Raw genomic sequence first — 17,332 nt, forward strand, 5'->3', positions numbered from 1 at the left:
CGCCTCTCGGGGCGCCGACCGCCAGCGGTCGGCGCCCCGCAGCCGTGCCCGGGACCCCGGGGCCCGTGCCCACCGCACGCGCCCGGTCCCGGGCACAGTTTTCTCACCCCCCGAGGGGCGGAAGGAAGAATCCCCATGCGACTCGTTGTCGGCCGGATCGGCCGCGCGCACGGCGTCCGCGGCGACGTCGCGGTGGACGTGCGCACGGACGACCCCGCGGCCCGGTTCGCCGACGGCTCCGTGCTGGCCACCGACCCGGCCGAGGCCGGTCCGCTCACCGTCGTCTCCACGCGCCGCCACAGCGGCCGCCTGCTCGTGCGCTTCGAGGGCGTGGCCGACCGCGACGCCGCGGAGGGGCTGCGCGGCACCGCCCTGCTCGTGGACTCCGAGGACATCCCGCCGCTGGAGGACCCGGACGAGTTCCACGACCACGAACTCATCGGCCTGGCCGCGGTGACCACCGGCGCGGAGCCGGTCGGTACGGTCGCGGACGTGCTCCACCACGCGCAGGACCTCCTGGTGGTGACCACCCCGGACGGCGCGGAGGTGTACGTGCCCTTCGTGGCGGCCCTGGTCCCCGAGGTGGACGTGGCCGGCGGCCGGATCGTCATCGACCCGCCGCCCGGCCTGCTCGACCTCGCCGACTGAAGGGGCGCGCCGTGCGCATCGACATCATCAGCATCTTCCCCGAGTACTTCGGCCCCCTGGACCTGTCCCTGATCGGCAGGGCCCGCGTGTCCGGGCTGCTCGACGTGCGCGTGCACGATCTGCGCTCCTGGACCCACGACCGCCACAACACCGTGGACGACACCCCCTACGGCGGCGGCCCCGGCATGGTGATGAAACCCGAGCCGTGGGGCGAGGCGCTGGACGAGGTCGTGGGCGAGGGCCCCGCGCGGCTGATCCTGCCCACTCCCAGCGGACGCCCCTTCCGGCAGGCCGACGCCGAGCGCCTGGCCAAGGAGGAGCGGCTGGTCTTCGGCTGCGGCCGCTACGAGGGCATCGACTCGCGGGTCGCGGCGGACGCCGCGGAGCGGATGCCCGTCGAGGAGGTCAGCATCGGCGACTACGTGCTCAACGGCGGCGAGTCCGCGACGCTGGTGATGGTCGAGGCGATCACCCGGCTGCTGCCGGGCGTCCTCGGCAACACCGAGTCCGCGGTGCAGGACTCCTTCGCCTCCGGCGGCATGGAGAACCTCGTGGAGGGGGCGGTCTACACCAAACCCGCCACCTGGCGCGGCCGGGAGGTGCCGCCGGTGCTGCTGTCGGGCAACCACGGCGCCGTGGACCGCTGGCGCCGCGACCAGGCTCTGCGCAAGACCGCGCGCAACCGCCCCGACCTGGTGGAGGCCCTGCCCGAGGAGGCGCTGGACCGGCGCGACCGGGAGGTCCTGGCCGAGGAGGCCGTTCGAGACGCCACCTGAGATGTGGCAGACTGGGTGGGTTCCCCCTCGGTGACCGGCGGCATCCGCATGCCGGCGGTACGACGTCGGCCTCTGTGACGGTCACCCGGGCGGTTCGACAGTACAGACCCATTCGGGCCCTCGCCCGCGTACCCCCTCCCCTGCCGGGGAGCAGGACGCGGAGCGCTATCGATGAGGATTCGCGAGATGCACACCGCCATTCAGGAGCTGGAGAAGGCCCAGCTTCGTTCCGACGTCCCGGAGTTCCGTCCGGGTGACACCCTCAACGTCCACGTCCGTGTGACCGAGGGCAACCGTACCCGTGTCCAGGTCTTCAAGGGCGTCGTCATCCGCCGCCAGGGCTCGGGCAACCGCGAGACCTTCACCATCCGCAAGGTGAGCTACGGCGTGGGCGTGGAGCGTACCTTCCCGATCCACACCCCGGCCATCGAGAAGTACGAGGTCGCCGCCCGCGGCCGCGTGCGTCGCGCCAAGCTGTACTACCTGCGCGACCTGCGCGGCAAGGCCGCCCGCATCCGCGAGCGCCGCTAGTCCGCGACCGGGTGGCCCGGGGCCTCCTCCCGGCGTTTTTCCGTGTCGAATCTCTCCGCTCCCGCCAGGGAGGCAGGATAGGCTTCGGCTCGATGAGCAAAGACGAGAAGGACCTCGGCTCGGACGGGGTCCAGGACGAGGAATCCGCCCAGCCCGGTCCGGAGGAGCACGACTCCGCCACTGGCTCCCGAGCTCATGAGAGCTCGGGAGCCAGTGCTGTCTCCGGTACCGACGGCGAGGAGCCGGATGAGGGGGCGGACGACGAGATGAGCAAGTCCCAGAGCACCGAGAAGAAGGGGTCGTTCTGGAAGGAACTCCCCGTCCTGATCGTGATCGCCGTGGTCCTGGCGTTCGTGATCAGGACCTGGCTGGTGCAGGCCTTCTACATTCCCTCCACCTCGATGGAGAACACCCTCCTCGTCGGGGACCGGGTGCTCGTCAACAAGGTCGTCTACGAGCTCCGCGACATCGAGCGCGGCGAGGTGGTCGTCTTCGACGGCAACGGGTCCTGGGACGATCCGAACACCGTGTCGGTCCCCGAGCCCACCAACCCGGTCTCGGCCGCGTTCACGTGGGTGCAGCAGCAGCTGGGCGCGGCGCCCACGGGCAAGGAGTACATCAAGCGGGTCATCGGCCTGCCCGGTGACACCGTGGAGTGCTGTGACGAGCAGAACCGCGTCCTGGTCAACGGGGTCCCCCTCGAAGAAGAGGCCTACCTGTACCCGGGCAGCGTGGCCACGCACACCGAGTTCGGCCCGATCGAGGTGCCCGAGGGACACCTGTGGCTGATGGGGGACCACCGGGCGATCTCCTCCGACTCGCGGCTCAACCAGAACAACCCCGGCGGCGGCGCGGTCCCGATCGACCACGTCGTGGGACGGGCCTTCGTGATCATCTGGCCGGCCGGGCAGATCGGCCCGCTCAGCATCCCCGAGTCCTTCGAGGAGCTCAACGCCGCGGACGAGTGACGTACCGCGCGGGCGGTCCGACGAGAAAATCCGCACGGCGGAGTACACGGGGCCCTTCCGTGACGCATGATGGAGGCTGGACGGTATCGGCGTCCCCCGACGCGCGGGGCCGCCGTCGACCGGGAACATCCCGGCCGTCGGCGGTGTCCGGGTGGGAGGGGACCGGCACACCACGACCGGAGAGTGCGACGAAAGCGAGCGCGTGGATGAGTTCTGAGGACCTGGAGAAGTACGAGGCCGAGATGGAGCTCCAGCTCTATCGCGAGTACCGCGACGTCGTCGGTCTGTTCAGCTACGTGGTGGAGACCGAACGGCGGTTCTACCTCACCAACCACGTCGACCTCCAGCCGCGTTCGACCGAGAACGGGGAGATGTACTTCGAGGTCGTGATGGAGGACGCCTGGGTCTGGGACATGTACCGTCCGGCCAGGTTCGTCCGCAACGTCCGCGTGGTGACGTTCAAGGACGTCAACGTCGAGGAGATCACCAAGGCCGACCTGGAGATGCCGCCCGCAGAGGGGAGCGGGCAGAGCTGATCCGGCCATCGGGCGGCCGGGGAGACCCCGGGGGCCCGGCCCCCGGGTCCGGCCTCCCTCCTCCGGACGCCGCCGGGGTTTTCCACAGGAGAGAACCGGCTCTGGCGCCGTGAACGGAGATCACCGACCGTGGTTACGGGAGGTGGTCGACCTTGGACCGGTGGGCCGAGTACCGAAGGACGCTGGGCGGCCGCGGCGAGGACCTCGCCGCGGCCTTCCTCCGACGCGCCGGGATGCGGGTGGTCGCCCGCAACTGGCGCATCCCCGACGGGGAGATCGACATCGTCGCCCGGGACGGTCCCGTCCTGGTCGTCGCGGAGGTCAAGACCCGTACCTCCGTCCGGCACGGGCACCCGGTGGAGGCCATCACCCCCGACAAGAGGCGCCGCCTGCGCCGCCTCGGACACGCCTGGGCGGTCCGGCACCGGGTGCCCGCCCACCCCCTGCGTGTGGACGGCGTCTGCGTCCTGATCAGCGGCGGGCGCGTGTTCGTCTCCCATGAGCGGGGGATGGCATGATGACGCTCGCCCGCACCCGCTGCATCGCCCTGCTGGGCGTCCAGGGGCACATCGTCGAGGTGGAGGTGCACCTGGGCGGCGGCGACTTCGGGGTGACCTTGGTGGGGCTGCCCGACGCCGCGCTCCGCGAGGCCAGGGACCGCATCCGCGCCGCCGTCGTCAACAGCGGCGAGGAGTGGCCCAGCGGCCAGATCGTCATCAGCCTGTCCCCGGCCAGCCTGCCCAAGTCCGGGAGCCTGTTCGACCTGGCCATCGCCGCCGCCGTCCTCGCCGCGGCGGGCTCGGTGCCGGTGGAGCGGCTGGAGGACAGCGTCCTCATCGCGGAACTCGGCCTGGACGGCCGGGCACGGCCGGTGCTGGGGGTCCTCCCGGCGGTCGTGTCGGCCGCCGAGCAGGGCTACCGCAGGTTCGTCGTCGCGCGGGGGAACGCCGCCGAGGCCCGGCTGGTGCCCGGCGCCGAGGTGACGGCGGTGGACAGCCTGATGGACCTGTGCCAGTGGCTGCGCGGGGAGTACTTTCCCGAGGCGCACGAGGCGGAGGCCGTGCCCCGTCCCCGGGAGCCGCGCGGCCAGGGGCCCGACCTGTCCGACGTCCTGGGGCAGCCGGTGGCCCGCCGCGCGGTGGAGATCGCCGCGGCCGGCGGCCACAACCTCATGATGCTGGGGCCTCCCGGCACCGGCAAGAGCCTGCTCGCCGAACGCCTGCCCACCGTGCTGCCCCCGCTCAGCCCCGCCGAGGCGCTGGAGGCCACCGCGATCCACTCGGTGGCGGGCATGCTGCCGCCCGGCGCGCCCCTGGTCACCGCGCCCCCCTTCGCGGCTCCGCACCACACCTCCACCCGGGCCTCGATCATCGGCGGGGGCAGCGGCTACCCCACGCCTGGCTGGGTGTCCAAGGCCCACCGCGGCGTGCTCTTCGTCGACGAGGCCCCGCAGTTCGGGCGCGGGGTGCTGGACTCCCTGCGCGAACCCCTGGAGCGCGGCGAGGTGGTCCTGGCCCGCGCCTCCTCGACGGTGACCTTCCCGGCCCGCTTCCAGCTGGTGATGGCCGCCAACCCCTGCCCCTGCGCCAAACCCGGCGCCCTGTGCACCTGCCCCGCCGGTGAGCGGCGCCGCTACTTCTCCCGCCTGTCCGGGCCCCTGCTGGACCGGATCGACCTCAAGGTGGAGCTGCAACCGGTGTCGAGGGCCGAGCTGCTCGCCGACCGCGCCTTCGCCGAGTCCTCCGAGGTGGTGGCCGCCCGGGTGGAGAAGGCCCGCGCCCGCGCCGCCGAGCGGCTGGCGCACACGCCCTGGACCACCAACGCGGCCATCCCCGGGGCGCAGCTGCGCCGGGAGTTCCCGGTGGAGACCGCCGCGCTGCGGGTGCTGGGCAGAGCGATGGACCTCGGACAGATCAGCGCCCGGGGGGTGGACCGCGCCCTGCGGGTCGCCTGGACCCTGGCCGACCTCGCCGACCGGGACCGCCCCGGCGAGGAGGAGGCGGCCTACGCCTTCGCGCTCTGGGCGGGGCGCGCGTGGTGAACACGGACACGACGGAGGGGAGCGGGGGGACGGTGCGGGACGCGGAGGACGAGGCGGACGCGCGGGCGCGGGCCTGCCTGACGGCGGTGGCCCCGCCGGGGGACCTGTGGCTGGGGGCGATGCTCGCCGAGCACGGCGCGGAACGGGTGTGGGCGCTGCTGGCGGCGGGGGCGCACCCGCCGCCGGTGCCTGTCGAAGCCGGGGAGGACGGCCCGGGACCGGAGGCGCAGACCCTTCTGGAACGCAGGTGGGCGCGGTGGGGCGCCGCGGCGCGGGCGGTGGACCCCGACGGGCTGCTCGGCGACTCGGCGGCGGCCGGCATCCGCTTCGTGGCCCCGCGGGACCCCGAGTGGCCGGGCCGCCTCGACGAACTGGACCTGCCCGGAGGGCGGCGCTCGCACGGACTGTGGGTGCGCGGCGCGGGGGACCTGCGTCACCTGTGCCTGCGCTCGGTGGCCGTGGTGGGCGCGCGCTCGGCCACGCCCTACGGGGAGCACGTGGCGGCGGAGATGGCCTACGAGCTGGCCGAGCGCGCGGTCGTGGTGGTCTCCGGCGGCGCCTACGGGATCGACGGGGCCGCGCACCGGGCGGCCCAGGCCCACGGCGGCACGGTCGTGGTGCTGGCCTGCGGGCTGGACGTGGACTACCCGCGCGGGCACGCGGGCCTGTTCGCCGACGTCGCCCGCACCGGGGTGCTGGTGAGCGAGCGGCCGGTGGGCGCCACCCCGCGCGCACCGGACTTCCTCGTACGCAACCGGCTGATCGCCGCGCTCACCCCGGGCACGGTGGTGGTGGAGGCCGGACGGCGTAGCGGTGCCCTCAACACCGCCTCGCACGCGGCCGAGCTCAACCGGGCGCTGATGGCGGTCCCCGGCCCGGTCACCTCGGCGATGTCGGTGGGCTGCCACCTGCTGCTCCGAGACTGGAACGCGAGCTGCGTCACCTGCGCGGACGACGTCGTCGCCCAGGTGAGCGCGCTGGGTGAGCTGCCGCCGGAGTCCGGGCCGCTGCGGGTGTCGGCCGAGCTCGACCAGGACAGCGCCCGCGTCCTGGCGGCGGTGCCCAGGTCCGGCGCCGGGCCCGCGGTGATCGCCGTGGCCAGCGGGACCCGTCTGGAGAGGACCCTGCGCTCCCTGGGGATGCTGGCCGCGGCCGGACTGGTGGAGCGCTGTCCGTCGGGCTGGCGGCTGCCGCAGTGAGCGGGCGGAGGCCGCGACCGGCAAGCCGGTTCCCGGCGTGCGCCGCGGGGTCGGGGCGGTCAGGGGCCGCCGGACGGCCGCCGGGGCCGTGCGGCACCGTGGACGGCTACGGCCGCCGGGCCTGGCGAAGACGGGTCCCGCGCGCCGCGTACGCTCCGTGGTCCGCTCCCGCCACATCCGGTCTTCGGCCCGGGCGGGGCGAAGCGGTGGCGGAACTCCATCCGGGCTACCCGCGGTCCCGGGGGCGGCACGCGCGGGGGCGGAGCCGGTACGCGGTCCCGGGGGTGGCACGCGGACCGGCGTGCGGCGACGGTAGCGCGCCCCGCATGACGGGTACGGTGACGCCATGACCAAACCCTACAGTGACGCCCTGGTGGCGGACGGGCCGCTGTTGTTCGTCTCCGGACAGACCCCCGAGGGGCCCGGGGGAGAGGTCGCCGGGGACATCGGGGGGCAGACGCGCCAGATCTTCCGCAACCTGGAGGCCGTCCTGTCCCGCCACGGCGCGGATCTGGGCCACCTGGTCAAGCTCACCTACTACCTGCGCCACATCTCCGACCTGGAGGAGTTCCGCTCCGCCCTGCTGGAGTGCCTGCCCGACGGGCACCTGCCCGCCGCCTCCCTGGTGGAGGTGAGCGGACTGGTCGACCCCACCCACCTCGTGGAGGTCGAGGGGGTCGCCTGTCTGCCCTCCGGGAGGTAGGCGTGCTGGAGAGCTTCGCCGCGCACCTGTCGGGCGAGCTGGGGCGCTCGCCCCACACCGTGCGCGGCTACCTGGCCGACCTGCGCTCCCTCCTGGCACACCTGGAGGAGCGGGGGCGGAGCGTGCGGGACCTGGACGTGGACCTGGTGCGCGGGTGGCTGTCCCGTGCCCGCGACGCGGGCGCGAGCCGCGCCACCGTGGCCCGCCGCGTGGCCGCCGTCCGCGCGTTCACCCGGTTCCTGCACCGCGAGGGCGTGCTGGCGGCCGACCCCGGCCCGCGCCTGGCCAGCCCGGCGCAGCAGCGCTCCCTGCCCATGGTGCTCGACGAGCGCCAGGCCGCCGCGGCGCTCGCGGGGGAGACCGAGGGCACCCCGACCGGCCTGCGCCGCCGCGCGGTGGTGGAGACGCTCTACGCCACCGGCGTGCGCGTCGCCGAGCTGTGCGCTCTGGACCTCGCCGACGTGGACCGCGAACGCGACACCGTGCGCGTCCTGGGCAAGGGGGCCAAGGAGCGCACGGTTCCCGTGGGCGGTCCGGCCCTGGACGCCCTCGACGCCTGGCTGAGCGGCGGCCGCCCGGAGATGGCGGGCGCCACCAGCGGCTCCGCGCTGTTCCTGGGGGCGCGGGGCGGCCGCCTGGGCGTCCGCCAGGCCCGCGAGGACGTGCACGCCCACCTGCGCGCCGTCGGTGCGGACAGCGCGCCGCACGGTCTGCGGCACAGCGCGGCCACCCACCTGCTCAACGGCGGCGCCGACCTGCGCAGCGTGCAGGAGTTCCTGGGCCACGCCAGCCCGCGCAGCACGCAGATCTACACCCACGTGTCCGTGGAGCGCCTGCGCGACACCTACCGCCGGGCCCACCCCCGCGCCTGACCGCTCCCCGCGCCGCCTCGGTCCCGTCTCGGCGCGCCCGGTCGGCGTACCGCGCGCCCGCGGCCCCGCCCGCGGTGGCGGGCGGGAGGGCGCGGACGCGGCACCGCCCGCACGGGGCGGTCCTCCGGGGCCCGGGAGCCGTCCGCTCCGCCGTCGGTGGGCGTCGGCGGGGCCGGGGCCGTCCGCGCCCGTGTGGCGAGGCGGGCGGCGGGACCGGCAGCAGGCGGAACTCGCCCAGGCCGAGCAGGGAGAGCGGATCGAGGTGGTCGTCGCCGCGGAGCAGGCCCCAGTGCAGGCAGGGCCGGTCCGGGCGGTGCGGCGGCGCGGCGGCGAGCGTGCCCAGAACGTCCCCGGCGGCGACCGGGTCGCCGCGGACCAGGTCGGACTCCACCGGCAGGTAGGTGGTGCGCAGGTCGCCGTGGGTCACGCTCACCAGCGGTGTGCCCGCCACCCGGCCCGCGAAGTGCACCCGCCCGGCACCGGCCGCGCGGACCTCCTGGCCGGGCTCAGCGGCCAGGTCCACGCCCAGGTGCCCGGGCAGCCAGCGCTGTTCGGGCGGGTCGAAGGGGCGCAGCACCCGGACCGGCGGGTCCACCGGCCAGCGCCAGTCGGCCTCGGCGGGGTGGTGCGGGGACAGGAGGGAGAACACCAGGGACAGGGTCAGGAGCAGTGAGGGGGCCATACCTCCAGGGTCCGGACGCGGGGGCCGCGACACCAGGGGGAGTCCGTGCCTGTGGACGACCCCGCCGCGGAAAGGGGGCGCCACGCGGCGCAGGTCCCGACGTATTCCCGATGGAGATAGAATCATCTGTGGCCCGTCGGGCCGATCACAATACGCACGTCCACGAGCCTCCTCAGCGAGGGGCCGCACCCGCGGTCCGTGCCGCCTCCGGGCGGTGCGGCGGTACGGCCGGGGCGTCAGGAACAACCGAGGGCGGGGCCCCTCCCCGCCACCATCAAGGAGGACCAGGTCATGGCCACAGTCGTGACGATCCGCCAGCTCCTGGAGAGCGGCGTCCACTTCGGGCACCAGACCCGTCGCTGGAACCCCAAGATGAAGCGCTTCATCTTCACCGAGCGCAACGGCATCTACATCATCGACCTCCAGAAGTCGCTGGCCTACATCGACCGCGCCTACGAGTTCGTCAAGCAGACGGTCGCCCACGGCGGCACCGTCCTGTTCGTCGGCACCAAGAAGCAGGCGCAGGAGGCCATCGACGAGCAGGCCCGCCGCGTCGGCATGCCCTACGTCAACCAGCGCTGGCTGGGCGGCATGCTCACCAACTTCTCCACCGTGCACAAGCGGCTCCAGCGCCTCAAGGAGCTGGAGGAGATCGACTTCGACGACGTCGCCGGCTCCTCGCTCACCAAGAAGGAGCTCCTCAACCTTCGCCGTGAGAAGGAGAAGCTGGAGCGCACCCTCGGCGGTATCCGCGACATGTCCCGCGTGCCCAGCGCGGTCTGGATCGTGGACACCAAGAAGGAGCACATCGCGATCAGCGAGGCTCGCAAGCTGAACATCCCGGTCGTGGCCATCCTGGACACCAACTGCGACCCGGACGAGGTCGACTACCCGATCCCGGGTAACGACGACGCGATCCGCAGCGTCAGCCTGCTCACCCGCGTGGTCGCCGACGCCGTCGCCGACGGTCTCATGGCCCGCTCCGGCGCCTCCGAGGCCTCCGGCGAGCGCAAGTCCGCCGAGGAGCCCCTGGCCGAGTGGGAGCGCGAGCTCCTGGAGGGCAAGGCCGACTCGGCCGAGGCTCCCGTCGAGGCCGCCGAGGCCGCCGCCGAGCAGGCCCCGGTCGAGACCGCCGCCGTCGCCCCGGCCGACGAGGTCGCCGCCGAGGCCCCGGCCGAGGCCACCTCCGAGGACTCCCCGGTCGACGCGCCCGCGAAGGCCCCCGACGCCGAGTAGTTCCGTGCCTCCGAGCACCGTCGCCGCCCCGCCGCTCCCGGCGGGGCGGCCGCTCGGTGCCCGGGACCGGATCCGCTTCACTTTCCGTACAGACTCTCCACTCCAAGGGAATCCGAGAACAGTCATGGCGAACTTCACCGCCGCGGACGTCAAGAAGCTGCGCGACATGACCGGCGCCGGCATGATGGCCTGCAAGAAGGCCCTGACCGAGGCCGACGGCGACTTCGACAAGGCCGTCGAGGCCCTGCGCGTCAAGGGTGCCAAGGACGTCGGCAAGCGCGCCGAGCGCACCGCCGCCCAGGGCATGGTCGTCCTCAAGCAGGAGTCCGAAGGCAAGGCCACCCTCGTCGAGCTCAACTGCGAGACCGACTTCGTCGCCAAGAACGACCAGTTCATCGCGCTGGCCGACCAGGTCGCCGACTTCGTCGCCGCCCAGGACAGCGACGACCTCGCCACCGTCGCCGCCGCCGAGATCGAGCCGGGCAAGACCCTCCAGTCCTTCATCGAGGCCAAGAGCGCGGTCATCGGCGAGAAGCTGGAGTTCCGCCGCTTCGCCAAGTTCGAGGGCGCCTACGTCGCCAGCTACCTCCACAAGTCCGACCCGGACCTGCCCCCCACCATGGGCGTCCTGGTCGAGCTGGACAAGGCTGACGAGGAGGTCGGCAAGGACCTCGCCCAGCAGATCGCCGCGCTGGCCCCGCAGTACATCGGTCGGGACGACGTCCCCGCCGAGGTCGTGGAGAACGAGCGCCGCATCGCCGAGCAGACCACCCGCGAGGAGGGCAAGCCCGAGCAGGCCATCCCCAAGATCGTGGAGGGCCGCCTCAACGGTTACTTCAAGGACGTGACGCTGCTCGGCCAGCCGTTCGTCAAGGAGAACAAGAAGACGGTCCAGAAGGTCGTCGACGAGGCGGGCGTGACCGTCAAGCGCTTCGTCCGCTTCAAGGTCGGCCAGGCCTGAGGGTTTTGAGATGATGGAGGTGCCGGGGAGACTGCTCCCCGGCACCTTCGGTGGATATGGGCGGGTGGCGGGGCGCGTGAGCCCGGCCGACCGCATCGAGGATCACTCGGGGGACCCTGTGCCGCTCGGGGACGACAAGGGAGGCCACAGGCTGTGAACGAAGCGACGAGCACCGAACCGGCGATGCACGGTTCCGGGTGGAAGCGCGTGATGCTCAAACTCTCCGGAGAGGCGTTCGCGGGCGGCGGCGGCCTGGGCATCGACCCCGAGGTCGTCCAGTACGTGGCCGAGTCCATCGCCGAGGCGGTCTCCGAGGGCATCCAGGTCGCGGTGGTCGTCGGCGGCGGCAACATGTTCCGCGGCGCCCAGCTCACCGAGGGCGGCATCGAGCGCGGCCGCGCCGACTACATGGGCATGCTCGGCACCGTCATCAACTGCCTCGCCCTCCAGGACTTCCTGGAGCGGCTCGGTGTGGACACCCGCGTGCAGACCGCGATCCACATGAGCCAGGTCGCCGAGGCCTACATCCCCCGCCGCGCCGTCCGCCACCTGGAGAAGGGCCGCGTGGTCATCTTCGGCGCCGGTCTGGGCGCACCCTTCTTCTCGACCGACACCACCGCCGCCCAGCGCGCGCTGGAGATCGGCGCGCAGGCGGTCCTCAAGGGCACCCAGGTCGACGGGGTCTACGACTCCGACCCCCAGCGCAACCCCGACGCGGTCAAGTTCGACAAGCTCAACTACAACGAGGTCCTCACCCGCGGCCTCAAGGTCATGGACGCCACCGCGGTCAGCCTGTGCATGGACAACGGGCTGCCCATCGTCGTGTTCGACCTGATGAGCCAGGGCAACATCCTGCGCGCGGTACGCGGTGAGAAGATCGGCACCATCGTCGGGCCGACCCCGGTCTAGACAGCCTCCGCGACCACAGCAAGCCACGACACCAGGGAGCGCCCACATGATCGAAGAGACCCTCCTCGAGGCCGAGGAGAAGATGGAGAAGGCCGTGACCGTGGCGAAGGAGGACTTCGCCACGATCCGCACCGGACGCCCCACCCCGGCGACCTTCAACAAGATCACCGTCGACTACTACGGTGCCCGGACGCCGATCAACCAGCTGGCCTCCTTCTCGGTCCCCGAGCCGCGCATGGTGGTCATCTCGCCGTTCGACGTCAACTCGCGCACCGACATCATCAACGCCATCCGCAACAGCGACCTGGGCGTGAACCCCTCCGACGACGGCCAGGTCATCCGCGTGGTCTTCCCCGAGCTGTCCGAGGAGCGCCGCAAGGAGTACGTCAAGGTCGCGCGGACCAAGGCCGAGGACAGCAAGGTCTCGATCCGCAACGTCCGCCGCCGCGCCAAGGACACCTTCGAGAAGGCCGTCAAGTCCGGCGACATCGGCGAGGACGAGGCGCACCGCGCCCAGGCCGAGCTGGACGAGCTGTCTTCGAAGTACGTCGCGTCCGTCGACGAGCTGCTGAAGCACAAGGAATCGGAACTGCTCGAGGTTTAGCCGGTGACCCTTCCTTCCTCCAGCGACTCGGGAGGCGATGACCGCTCGCCCGAGCACAGACCCGGCGGCGGGCCGCGGGGCGGTCCCGATCCGGACGGGCAGCGCTTCGTGCTGCACAAACCGGGGGGTGAGCCGGTCCGGACGGGCCGCAACCTCCCGGTGGCCATCGCCAGCGGGTGCGCCCTGGGCGCCCTCGTGTTCTTCTCCATCTTCCCCCTGCCCCAGCTGTTCACGATCATCACCTCCCTGGGGGTGCTGATCGGCCTGCGCGAGGTCAACCGGGCGTTCGCGGGCAAGGGCATGGGCCTGGCACTGGTACCGCTGGCCGTCGGCGGCGTGGCCATGCAGGTCGCCGCCTACTTCGGGGGAACCGACTGGCTGGTGGGCACGACCGCGCTGACCGCGATCGTCGCCCTGGTGTGGCGGCTGCGCGGAGGTACGGAAGGGTTCGTGGCCGACGTCGCGGCGAACCTGTTCACCCTGGTGTACCTGCCGTTCCTCTTCGGCACGTGGCTGCTGCTCATCTCCCATCCCGAGGACGGCCAGTACCGCCTGGTCACGTTCATCGTGGTGACGATCTCCAGCGACATCGGCGGGTACTTCGCCGGCATCCTGCTGGGCCGGCACAAGATGGCGCCGGTGATCAGCCCCAACAAGACCTGGGAGGGCTTCGGCGGATCGGTCGTGGGCTGCGCCGTCGCGGGCGCGCTGTGCGTGACGCTCATGCTGGACGGCCCCTGGTGGGTCGGCGTGGTCCTGGGCCTGGCGGTCGTGCTGGCCGCTACCGTCGGGGACCTCATCGAGTCGCTGTTCAAGCGCGACCTCGGGGTCAAGGACATGGGCAGGTTCATGCCCGGGCACGGCGGCCTCATGGACCGCCTGGACTCGCTGCTGATCGCCGGTCCCGTGACGTGGATGGTGCTGAGCCTGCTGCTGTAGGCGGCGGCGGACGGGGCGGGTCCTCCCGGGGGCCCGCCCCGTCGGCGTCCCCGCGTCTGGCCCGCCGACCGGGCGGGTGGATACGCTCGTCGGGTGGAAGAACCGCTGATCGAACGAATGCGCGTGTACGGCGAGACGGTCTTCGCCGAGATGACGCGGCTGGCCGTGGAGACCGGATCGGTCAACCTGGGGCAGGGGTTCCCCGACACCGACGGTCCCCGCTCCCTGCTGGAGGCCGCCTCCGGGCACATCCTGGAGGGGGTGAACCAGTACCCGCCCGGTCCGGGCCGTCCCGAGCTGCGGCGGGCGGTGAGCCGGTACCGGGCCCGCCACTACGGCATCGAGCTGGACCCGGACACCGAGGTCTACGTGACCGTCGGCGCCACCGCCGGGATCGCGGCCGCGGTGCTCGCCCTGGTGGAGCGCGGTGACGAGGTGATCGTCTTCGAGCCGATGTACGACTCCTACGCCGCCATGATCACGCTGGCGGGCGGGGTGCGCAGACCGGTGACGCTGCGGCCGGACCCCGTGTCCGGCCGGTTCACCTTCGACCCCGCGGAGCTGCGCGCGGCCGTGGGCCCCCGCACCCGGATGGTGCTGGTGAACACGCCGCACAACCCCACGGGGACCGTGTTCACCGCCGAGGAGCTGGAAGAGGTCGCGCGGGTGTGCCGCGAGCACGACCTGATCGCGTTCACCGACGAGGTGTACGAGTTCCTCACCTTCGACGGGCGGCCGCACGTGCCGCTGGCCACCCTGCCGGGCATGCGCGAGCGGACGCTGTCGGTGTCCTCGGTCGGCAAGATGTTCGCCGTGACCGGGTGGAAGACCGGCTGGGTGATGGGGCCCGAACCGCTGGTCAGCGCGGTGCGCACGGTGAACCAGTTCCTCACCTTCTCCGCGAACGGCGCGCTCCAGCTGGCCACGGCCGACGCCATCGACCAGGAGGAGGAGTGGGTCGCCGCCCAGCGCACCGCCCTCCAGGGCAAGCGCGACCGCCTGGTGGAGGGGCTGACCGGGGCCGGTTTCGAGGTGGACGCGTGCGAGGGCACCTACTTCGTCATGGCCGACATCCGTCCGCTCGGGTACGCCGACGGGGTGGAGGTGGCCCGCGCGCTGCCCCGGGAGGCCGGGGTGGCGGCGGTGCCCGCCCAGGTGTTCTACGACCATCGGGAGGAGGGCGCGCACCTGCTCCGGTTCGCGTTCTGCAAGAGGGACGAGGTCCTGGACGAGGCGGTCGCCCGCCTCTCCGGCTGGCACGCGCGCGGGCGGTAGGAACCCGCCGCCGTGCGCTCAACCGGAGCGCACGGCGGCGTCCGTCAGGCCCGCGGGTCCGGGCGCGAGCGCGCGTCCATCACCTCGACCAGGCGCCGCTCGGCGTCGGGGCCCGCGGTGATCCGGGGCAGACGCCACATCAGGGCGGCCCCGGCCACCCACCACACGAGCACCATCAGCCACTCGTTGGGCCAGCTCAGCGCCGCGGGCATGCCGGGCAGGTAGAGCAGGAGCAGCCCCACGGACAGCACGAGGGCCACCACGCCGACGGGGACGCCCGCCGGAACGGTGAAGGGCCGCTCCATGGCGGGTTCGCGGCGTCGCAGTACGAGGAAGCTGACCACCACCGTGACGAAACCGACCACGATGTTCAGGCCGCCCGCGTTGACCAGCCAGCCCAGCATCGGCTCGCCGAAGAACGGGGACACCAGGGAGAGCGCTCCGACGAACAGCACGGCGTTGGACGGGGTGCGAAAGCGCGGGTGCAGGCGGCCGAACCAGGCCGGGAGCATCCGCGAGGCGGCCATGGCGTAGATGAGGCGGCTGCCGCCGATGAGGAAGGCGTTCCAGCTGGTGAGCAGGCCCGCGACGCCGCCGAGGACGAGCAGGTTGCCCATGGTCGCGCTGTCCCACATGGCGGCGACGGCGTCGGCGGAGGCCAGTTCCGAGTCCGCCAGTTCGGCCGGGCCCAGACCCGAGCCCGCCGTCAGCATGACCATCACGTACCAGGCGGTCGCGCAGAACACCGACAGCACCAGCAGGGTGCCGACCACGCGGTACGGGAGTCTGATCTCGGAGGCCGACTGCGGGATGACGTCGAAGCCGACGAAGAGGAACGGGACCGCGACCAGGACCACGAACATGCCCGGGGCGCCGCCGGTGAACAGCGGCCGCATGTTGTCCACGGAACCGCCGACGAACGCGCCGGTGACCATGGCGGCCCCGGTGAACAGCAGGAACAGCACCGCGATGGTCTGGAAGACGCTCGCGGGCTTGATGCCGACGTAGTTGACGGCGGTCATCAGCACGGCCGCGGCCACGCCGACGGCGACCAGACCGGCGTGGACGTCGTACCCGGCGACGGTCCACAGGCGGCCGACCGCCATGTCGGGGAAGAGGTAGACGAGGGTCTGGGGGACGGCCACGGCCTCGAAGGCGACGACGGAGACGTAGCCCAGGATCATGGCCCAGGAGGCGGTGAAGGCCCCCTTGGGGCCGATGGCGCGCATGGCGTAGTGGTGCTCCCCGCCCGCGTGCGGCATCGCGGCGACGAGCTCGGCGTAGGCGAGGCCGACGAAGGCCATGATGACGCCGCCGATCACGAAGGCCAGCGCCGCGCCCGCGCTGCCCGCCGCGCTCACGAAGTCGCCCACCAGCACGATCCAGCCGAAGCCGATCATCGCGCCGAAGCCGAGGGCGAGGACGTCACCCCTTCCCAGCACCCGGACGAAACTCTGGCTGTTGTCGGACACGGGGTCTCCCAACGGTCGTGCCTGTGGTGCAGGACACACAAGCACGCGGCGGCGGTGAGCGGAAGGGCCCGTCGCGGAGGTTTTTGCTCCTGTTTCGCTTCCGCCACTCACACCACTTGCGTACCGGGGCGGCGTCCGGGCCCCGCCGCCGACCGGCGCGGACGTCCCACCCGCGAACGCGCGGTTCGGCGGTCGGACGCGGTGGGTGTTCCTGGCGGACGGCCAGGCGTCCGTCCGTGAGCGCGGCCTCTCAGGACCGGGAGGCCGACGGACTCCACACCATGGTCCGCTGGTGCACGTGCCCTCCCTCGAAGCGCACGCCCGGCACCACGGGGGCCGGTCCGTGGGGTTCGAACCCGGCCCGCGCGAAGAAGCGCACGGCACCGGTGTTCTCCACGAGGGTCTGCAGGTGGCAGCCGCGGGATCCCTGCTCGCGCAGCCGGTCCTGCCACTCGCGCACCAGAGCGGCGCCCACGCCGGTGCCGCGTGCCCGGGACTCGACGTTGACGTGCAGGTGGGCGGGCCAGCGCGGGTCCGAGAGCTCGCCCGCGGCAGGCCTGCGCCGGAGGGCGGACACCGCCGTGTCCAGCAGGGCCCGGGCGAAGAAGGCCGCCGGTCCTCGCCGCAGCGCGAGCCGGTGCTCCCGGATCGCGCGGTCCATGAGCTCGCTCTCCCCGGGCATCGCGGAGGGGTCGGGGCAGCCGGTCAGGTAACCCGCCATCCGTCCGTCGACCAGGGCGACCAGGAGTGATTCGGGCACGTGGTCCATGTAGGGATCCAGGTAGATCGCGGCCTCGGACGGCAGGTGCCCCCAGAGCGTTCCCGACGGCGACCCCTCGCCCGCACGGGCGAACAGCGCCCGCAGTTCGGCGCGGTCGTCCTCGCGGAAGGTCCGGATCTCGGTACTGGCCACAACGGCACCCCTCAACTGTGTATCAAATACAGTGTATAAGATACACAGTTCGGCGCCCGGGCCGAAA

The 17,332-nt window shown here is 72.7% G+C and carries 18 protein-coding genes and 1 pseudogene; 16 read left to right on the forward strand and 3 right to left on the reverse strand.

Going from position 1 to position 17,332, the window contains the following annotated elements; translation table 11 throughout:
- Positions 1–135 precede the first annotated feature (135 nt).
- The 10 genes from rimM to UIS43_RS22760 all read left to right on the forward strand — a co-directional run bounded on the left by rimM (position 136) and on the right by UIS43_RS22760 (position 8,274).
- The gene (gene rimM, locus UIS43_RS22715) at positions 136–648 is read left to right on the forward strand and encodes a ribosome maturation factor RimM (protein ID WP_013151283.1); all 513 of its coding nucleotides are present in this window, start codon (positions 136–138) and stop codon (positions 646–648) included.
- Between the two features lie 11 nt (positions 649–659).
- The gene (gene trmD / locus UIS43_RS22720) at positions 660–1,424 is read left to right on the forward strand and encodes a tRNA (guanosine(37)-N1)-methyltransferase TrmD (RefSeq protein ID WP_013151284.1); all 765 of its coding nucleotides are present in this window, start codon (positions 660–662) and stop codon (positions 1,422–1,424) included.
- 186 nt (positions 1,425–1,610) lie between these two features.
- Positions 1,611–1,955, forward strand: a complete 345-nt coding sequence (gene rplS, locus UIS43_RS22725) for a 50S ribosomal protein L19 (protein ID WP_019608682.1) — start codon at positions 1,611–1,613, stop codon at positions 1,953–1,955.
- Between the two features lie 92 nt (positions 1,956–2,047).
- Positions 2,048–2,923 carry a signal peptidase I gene (gene lepB / locus UIS43_RS22730; RefSeq protein WP_117197733.1) on the forward strand — a complete coding sequence of 292 codons (876 nt, stop codon included), beginning with the start codon at positions 2,048–2,050 and terminating at the stop codon, positions 2,921–2,923.
- Positions 2,924–3,129: 206 nt separating this feature from the next.
- The gene (locus UIS43_RS22735) at positions 3,130–3,459 is read left to right on the forward strand and encodes a DUF2469 domain-containing protein (RefSeq protein ID WP_013151287.1); all 330 of its coding nucleotides are present in this window, start codon (positions 3,130–3,132) and stop codon (positions 3,457–3,459) included.
- A 152-nt stretch (positions 3,460–3,611) separates the two neighbouring features.
- On the forward strand, positions 3,612–3,977 hold the full coding sequence (locus tag UIS43_RS22740; protein ID WP_013151288.1) for a YraN family protein: 366 nt from the start codon (positions 3,612–3,614) through the stop codon (positions 3,975–3,977).
- Positions 3,977–5,500 (forward strand): YifB family Mg chelatase-like AAA ATPase, encoded by a 1,524-nt coding sequence (locus UIS43_RS22745; protein WP_013151289.1) that lies wholly within the window; start codon positions 3,977–3,979, stop codon positions 5,498–5,500. Before UIS43_RS22740 ends, UIS43_RS22745 begins: the two co-directional genes overlap by 1 nt.
- A 32-nt stretch (positions 5,501–5,532) precedes the next feature.
- Complete coding sequence (locus UIS43_RS22750; protein ID WP_041552183.1) at positions 5,533–6,699, forward strand: DNA-processing protein DprA; 1,167 nt, start codon at positions 5,533–5,535, stop codon at positions 6,697–6,699.
- A 346-nt stretch (positions 6,700–7,045) separates the two neighbouring features.
- Entirely contained in the window at positions 7,046–7,402 is a 357-nt protein-coding gene (locus UIS43_RS22755; RefSeq protein ID WP_013151291.1) for a RidA family protein, read from the forward strand.
- 2 nt (positions 7,403–7,404) lie between these two features.
- Positions 7,405–8,274: a tyrosine recombinase XerC gene (locus UIS43_RS22760; RefSeq protein WP_370011649.1), complete on the forward strand. Its 870-nt coding sequence runs from the start codon at positions 7,405–7,407 to the stop codon at positions 8,272–8,274.
- A 265-nt stretch (positions 8,275–8,539) separates the two neighbouring features.
- Here the strand turns inward: UIS43_RS22760 and UIS43_RS22765 are convergent.
- Positions 8,540–9,082, reverse strand: a pseudogene (locus UIS43_RS22765) (M23 family metallopeptidase); the annotation flags it as partial.
- 165 nt (positions 9,083–9,247) lie between these two features.
- Here UIS43_RS22765 and rpsB point away from each other — a divergent pair.
- The 6 genes from rpsB to UIS43_RS22795 all read left to right on the forward strand — a co-directional run bounded on the left by rpsB (position 9,248) and on the right by UIS43_RS22795 (position 14,880).
- A complete protein-coding gene (gene rpsB, locus UIS43_RS22770; RefSeq protein WP_013151293.1) occupies positions 9,248–10,192 on the forward strand; it encodes a 30S ribosomal protein S2 in 945 nt (314 codons plus the stop codon).
- Between the two features lie 124 nt (positions 10,193–10,316).
- Positions 10,317–11,153, forward strand: coding sequence for a translation elongation factor Ts (tsf, locus tag UIS43_RS22775; protein ID WP_013151294.1), 837 nt, complete (start codon positions 10,317–10,319; stop codon positions 11,151–11,153).
- Between the two features lie 183 nt (positions 11,154–11,336).
- Positions 11,337–12,062, forward strand: coding sequence for a UMP kinase (gene pyrH, locus UIS43_RS22780; RefSeq protein ID WP_036552624.1), 726 nt, complete (start codon positions 11,337–11,339; stop codon positions 12,060–12,062).
- Positions 12,063–12,108: 46 nt separating this feature from the next.
- Positions 12,109–12,666: a ribosome recycling factor gene (gene frr / locus UIS43_RS22785; RefSeq protein WP_013151297.1), complete on the forward strand. Its 558-nt coding sequence runs from the start codon at positions 12,109–12,111 to the stop codon at positions 12,664–12,666.
- Positions 12,667–12,669: 3 nt separating this feature from the next.
- The gene (locus UIS43_RS22790) at positions 12,670–13,605 is read left to right on the forward strand and encodes a phosphatidate cytidylyltransferase (RefSeq protein ID WP_013151298.1); all 936 of its coding nucleotides are present in this window, start codon (positions 12,670–12,672) and stop codon (positions 13,603–13,605) included.
- Positions 13,606–13,698: 93 nt separating this feature from the next.
- The gene (locus UIS43_RS22795) at positions 13,699–14,880 is read left to right on the forward strand and encodes a pyridoxal phosphate-dependent aminotransferase (protein ID WP_013151299.1); all 1,182 of its coding nucleotides are present in this window, start codon (positions 13,699–13,701) and stop codon (positions 14,878–14,880) included.
- Positions 14,881–14,924: 44 nt separating this feature from the next.
- Here the strand turns inward: UIS43_RS22795 and UIS43_RS22800 are convergent, their stop codons facing one another.
- Together UIS43_RS22800 and UIS43_RS22805 are read right to left on the reverse strand one after the other, a co-directional pair.
- The gene (locus tag UIS43_RS22800) at positions 14,925–16,352 is read right to left on the reverse strand and encodes an APC family permease (RefSeq protein WP_370011654.1); all 1,428 of its coding nucleotides are present in this window, start codon (positions 16,350–16,352) and stop codon (positions 14,925–14,927) included.
- A gap of 250 nt (positions 16,353–16,602) precedes the next feature.
- Positions 16,603–17,265, reverse strand: coding sequence for a GNAT family N-acetyltransferase (locus UIS43_RS22805; protein WP_013151301.1), 663 nt, complete (start codon positions 17,263–17,265; stop codon positions 16,603–16,605).
- Between the last annotated feature and the right edge of the window lie 67 nt (positions 17,266–17,332).

This window comes from Nocardiopsis sp. LDBS0036, assembly GCF_041228755.1.
In the GTDB taxonomy this organism is placed as follows: Bacteria; Actinomycetota; Actinomycetes; order Streptosporangiales; family Streptosporangiaceae; genus Nocardiopsis; species Nocardiopsis dassonvillei.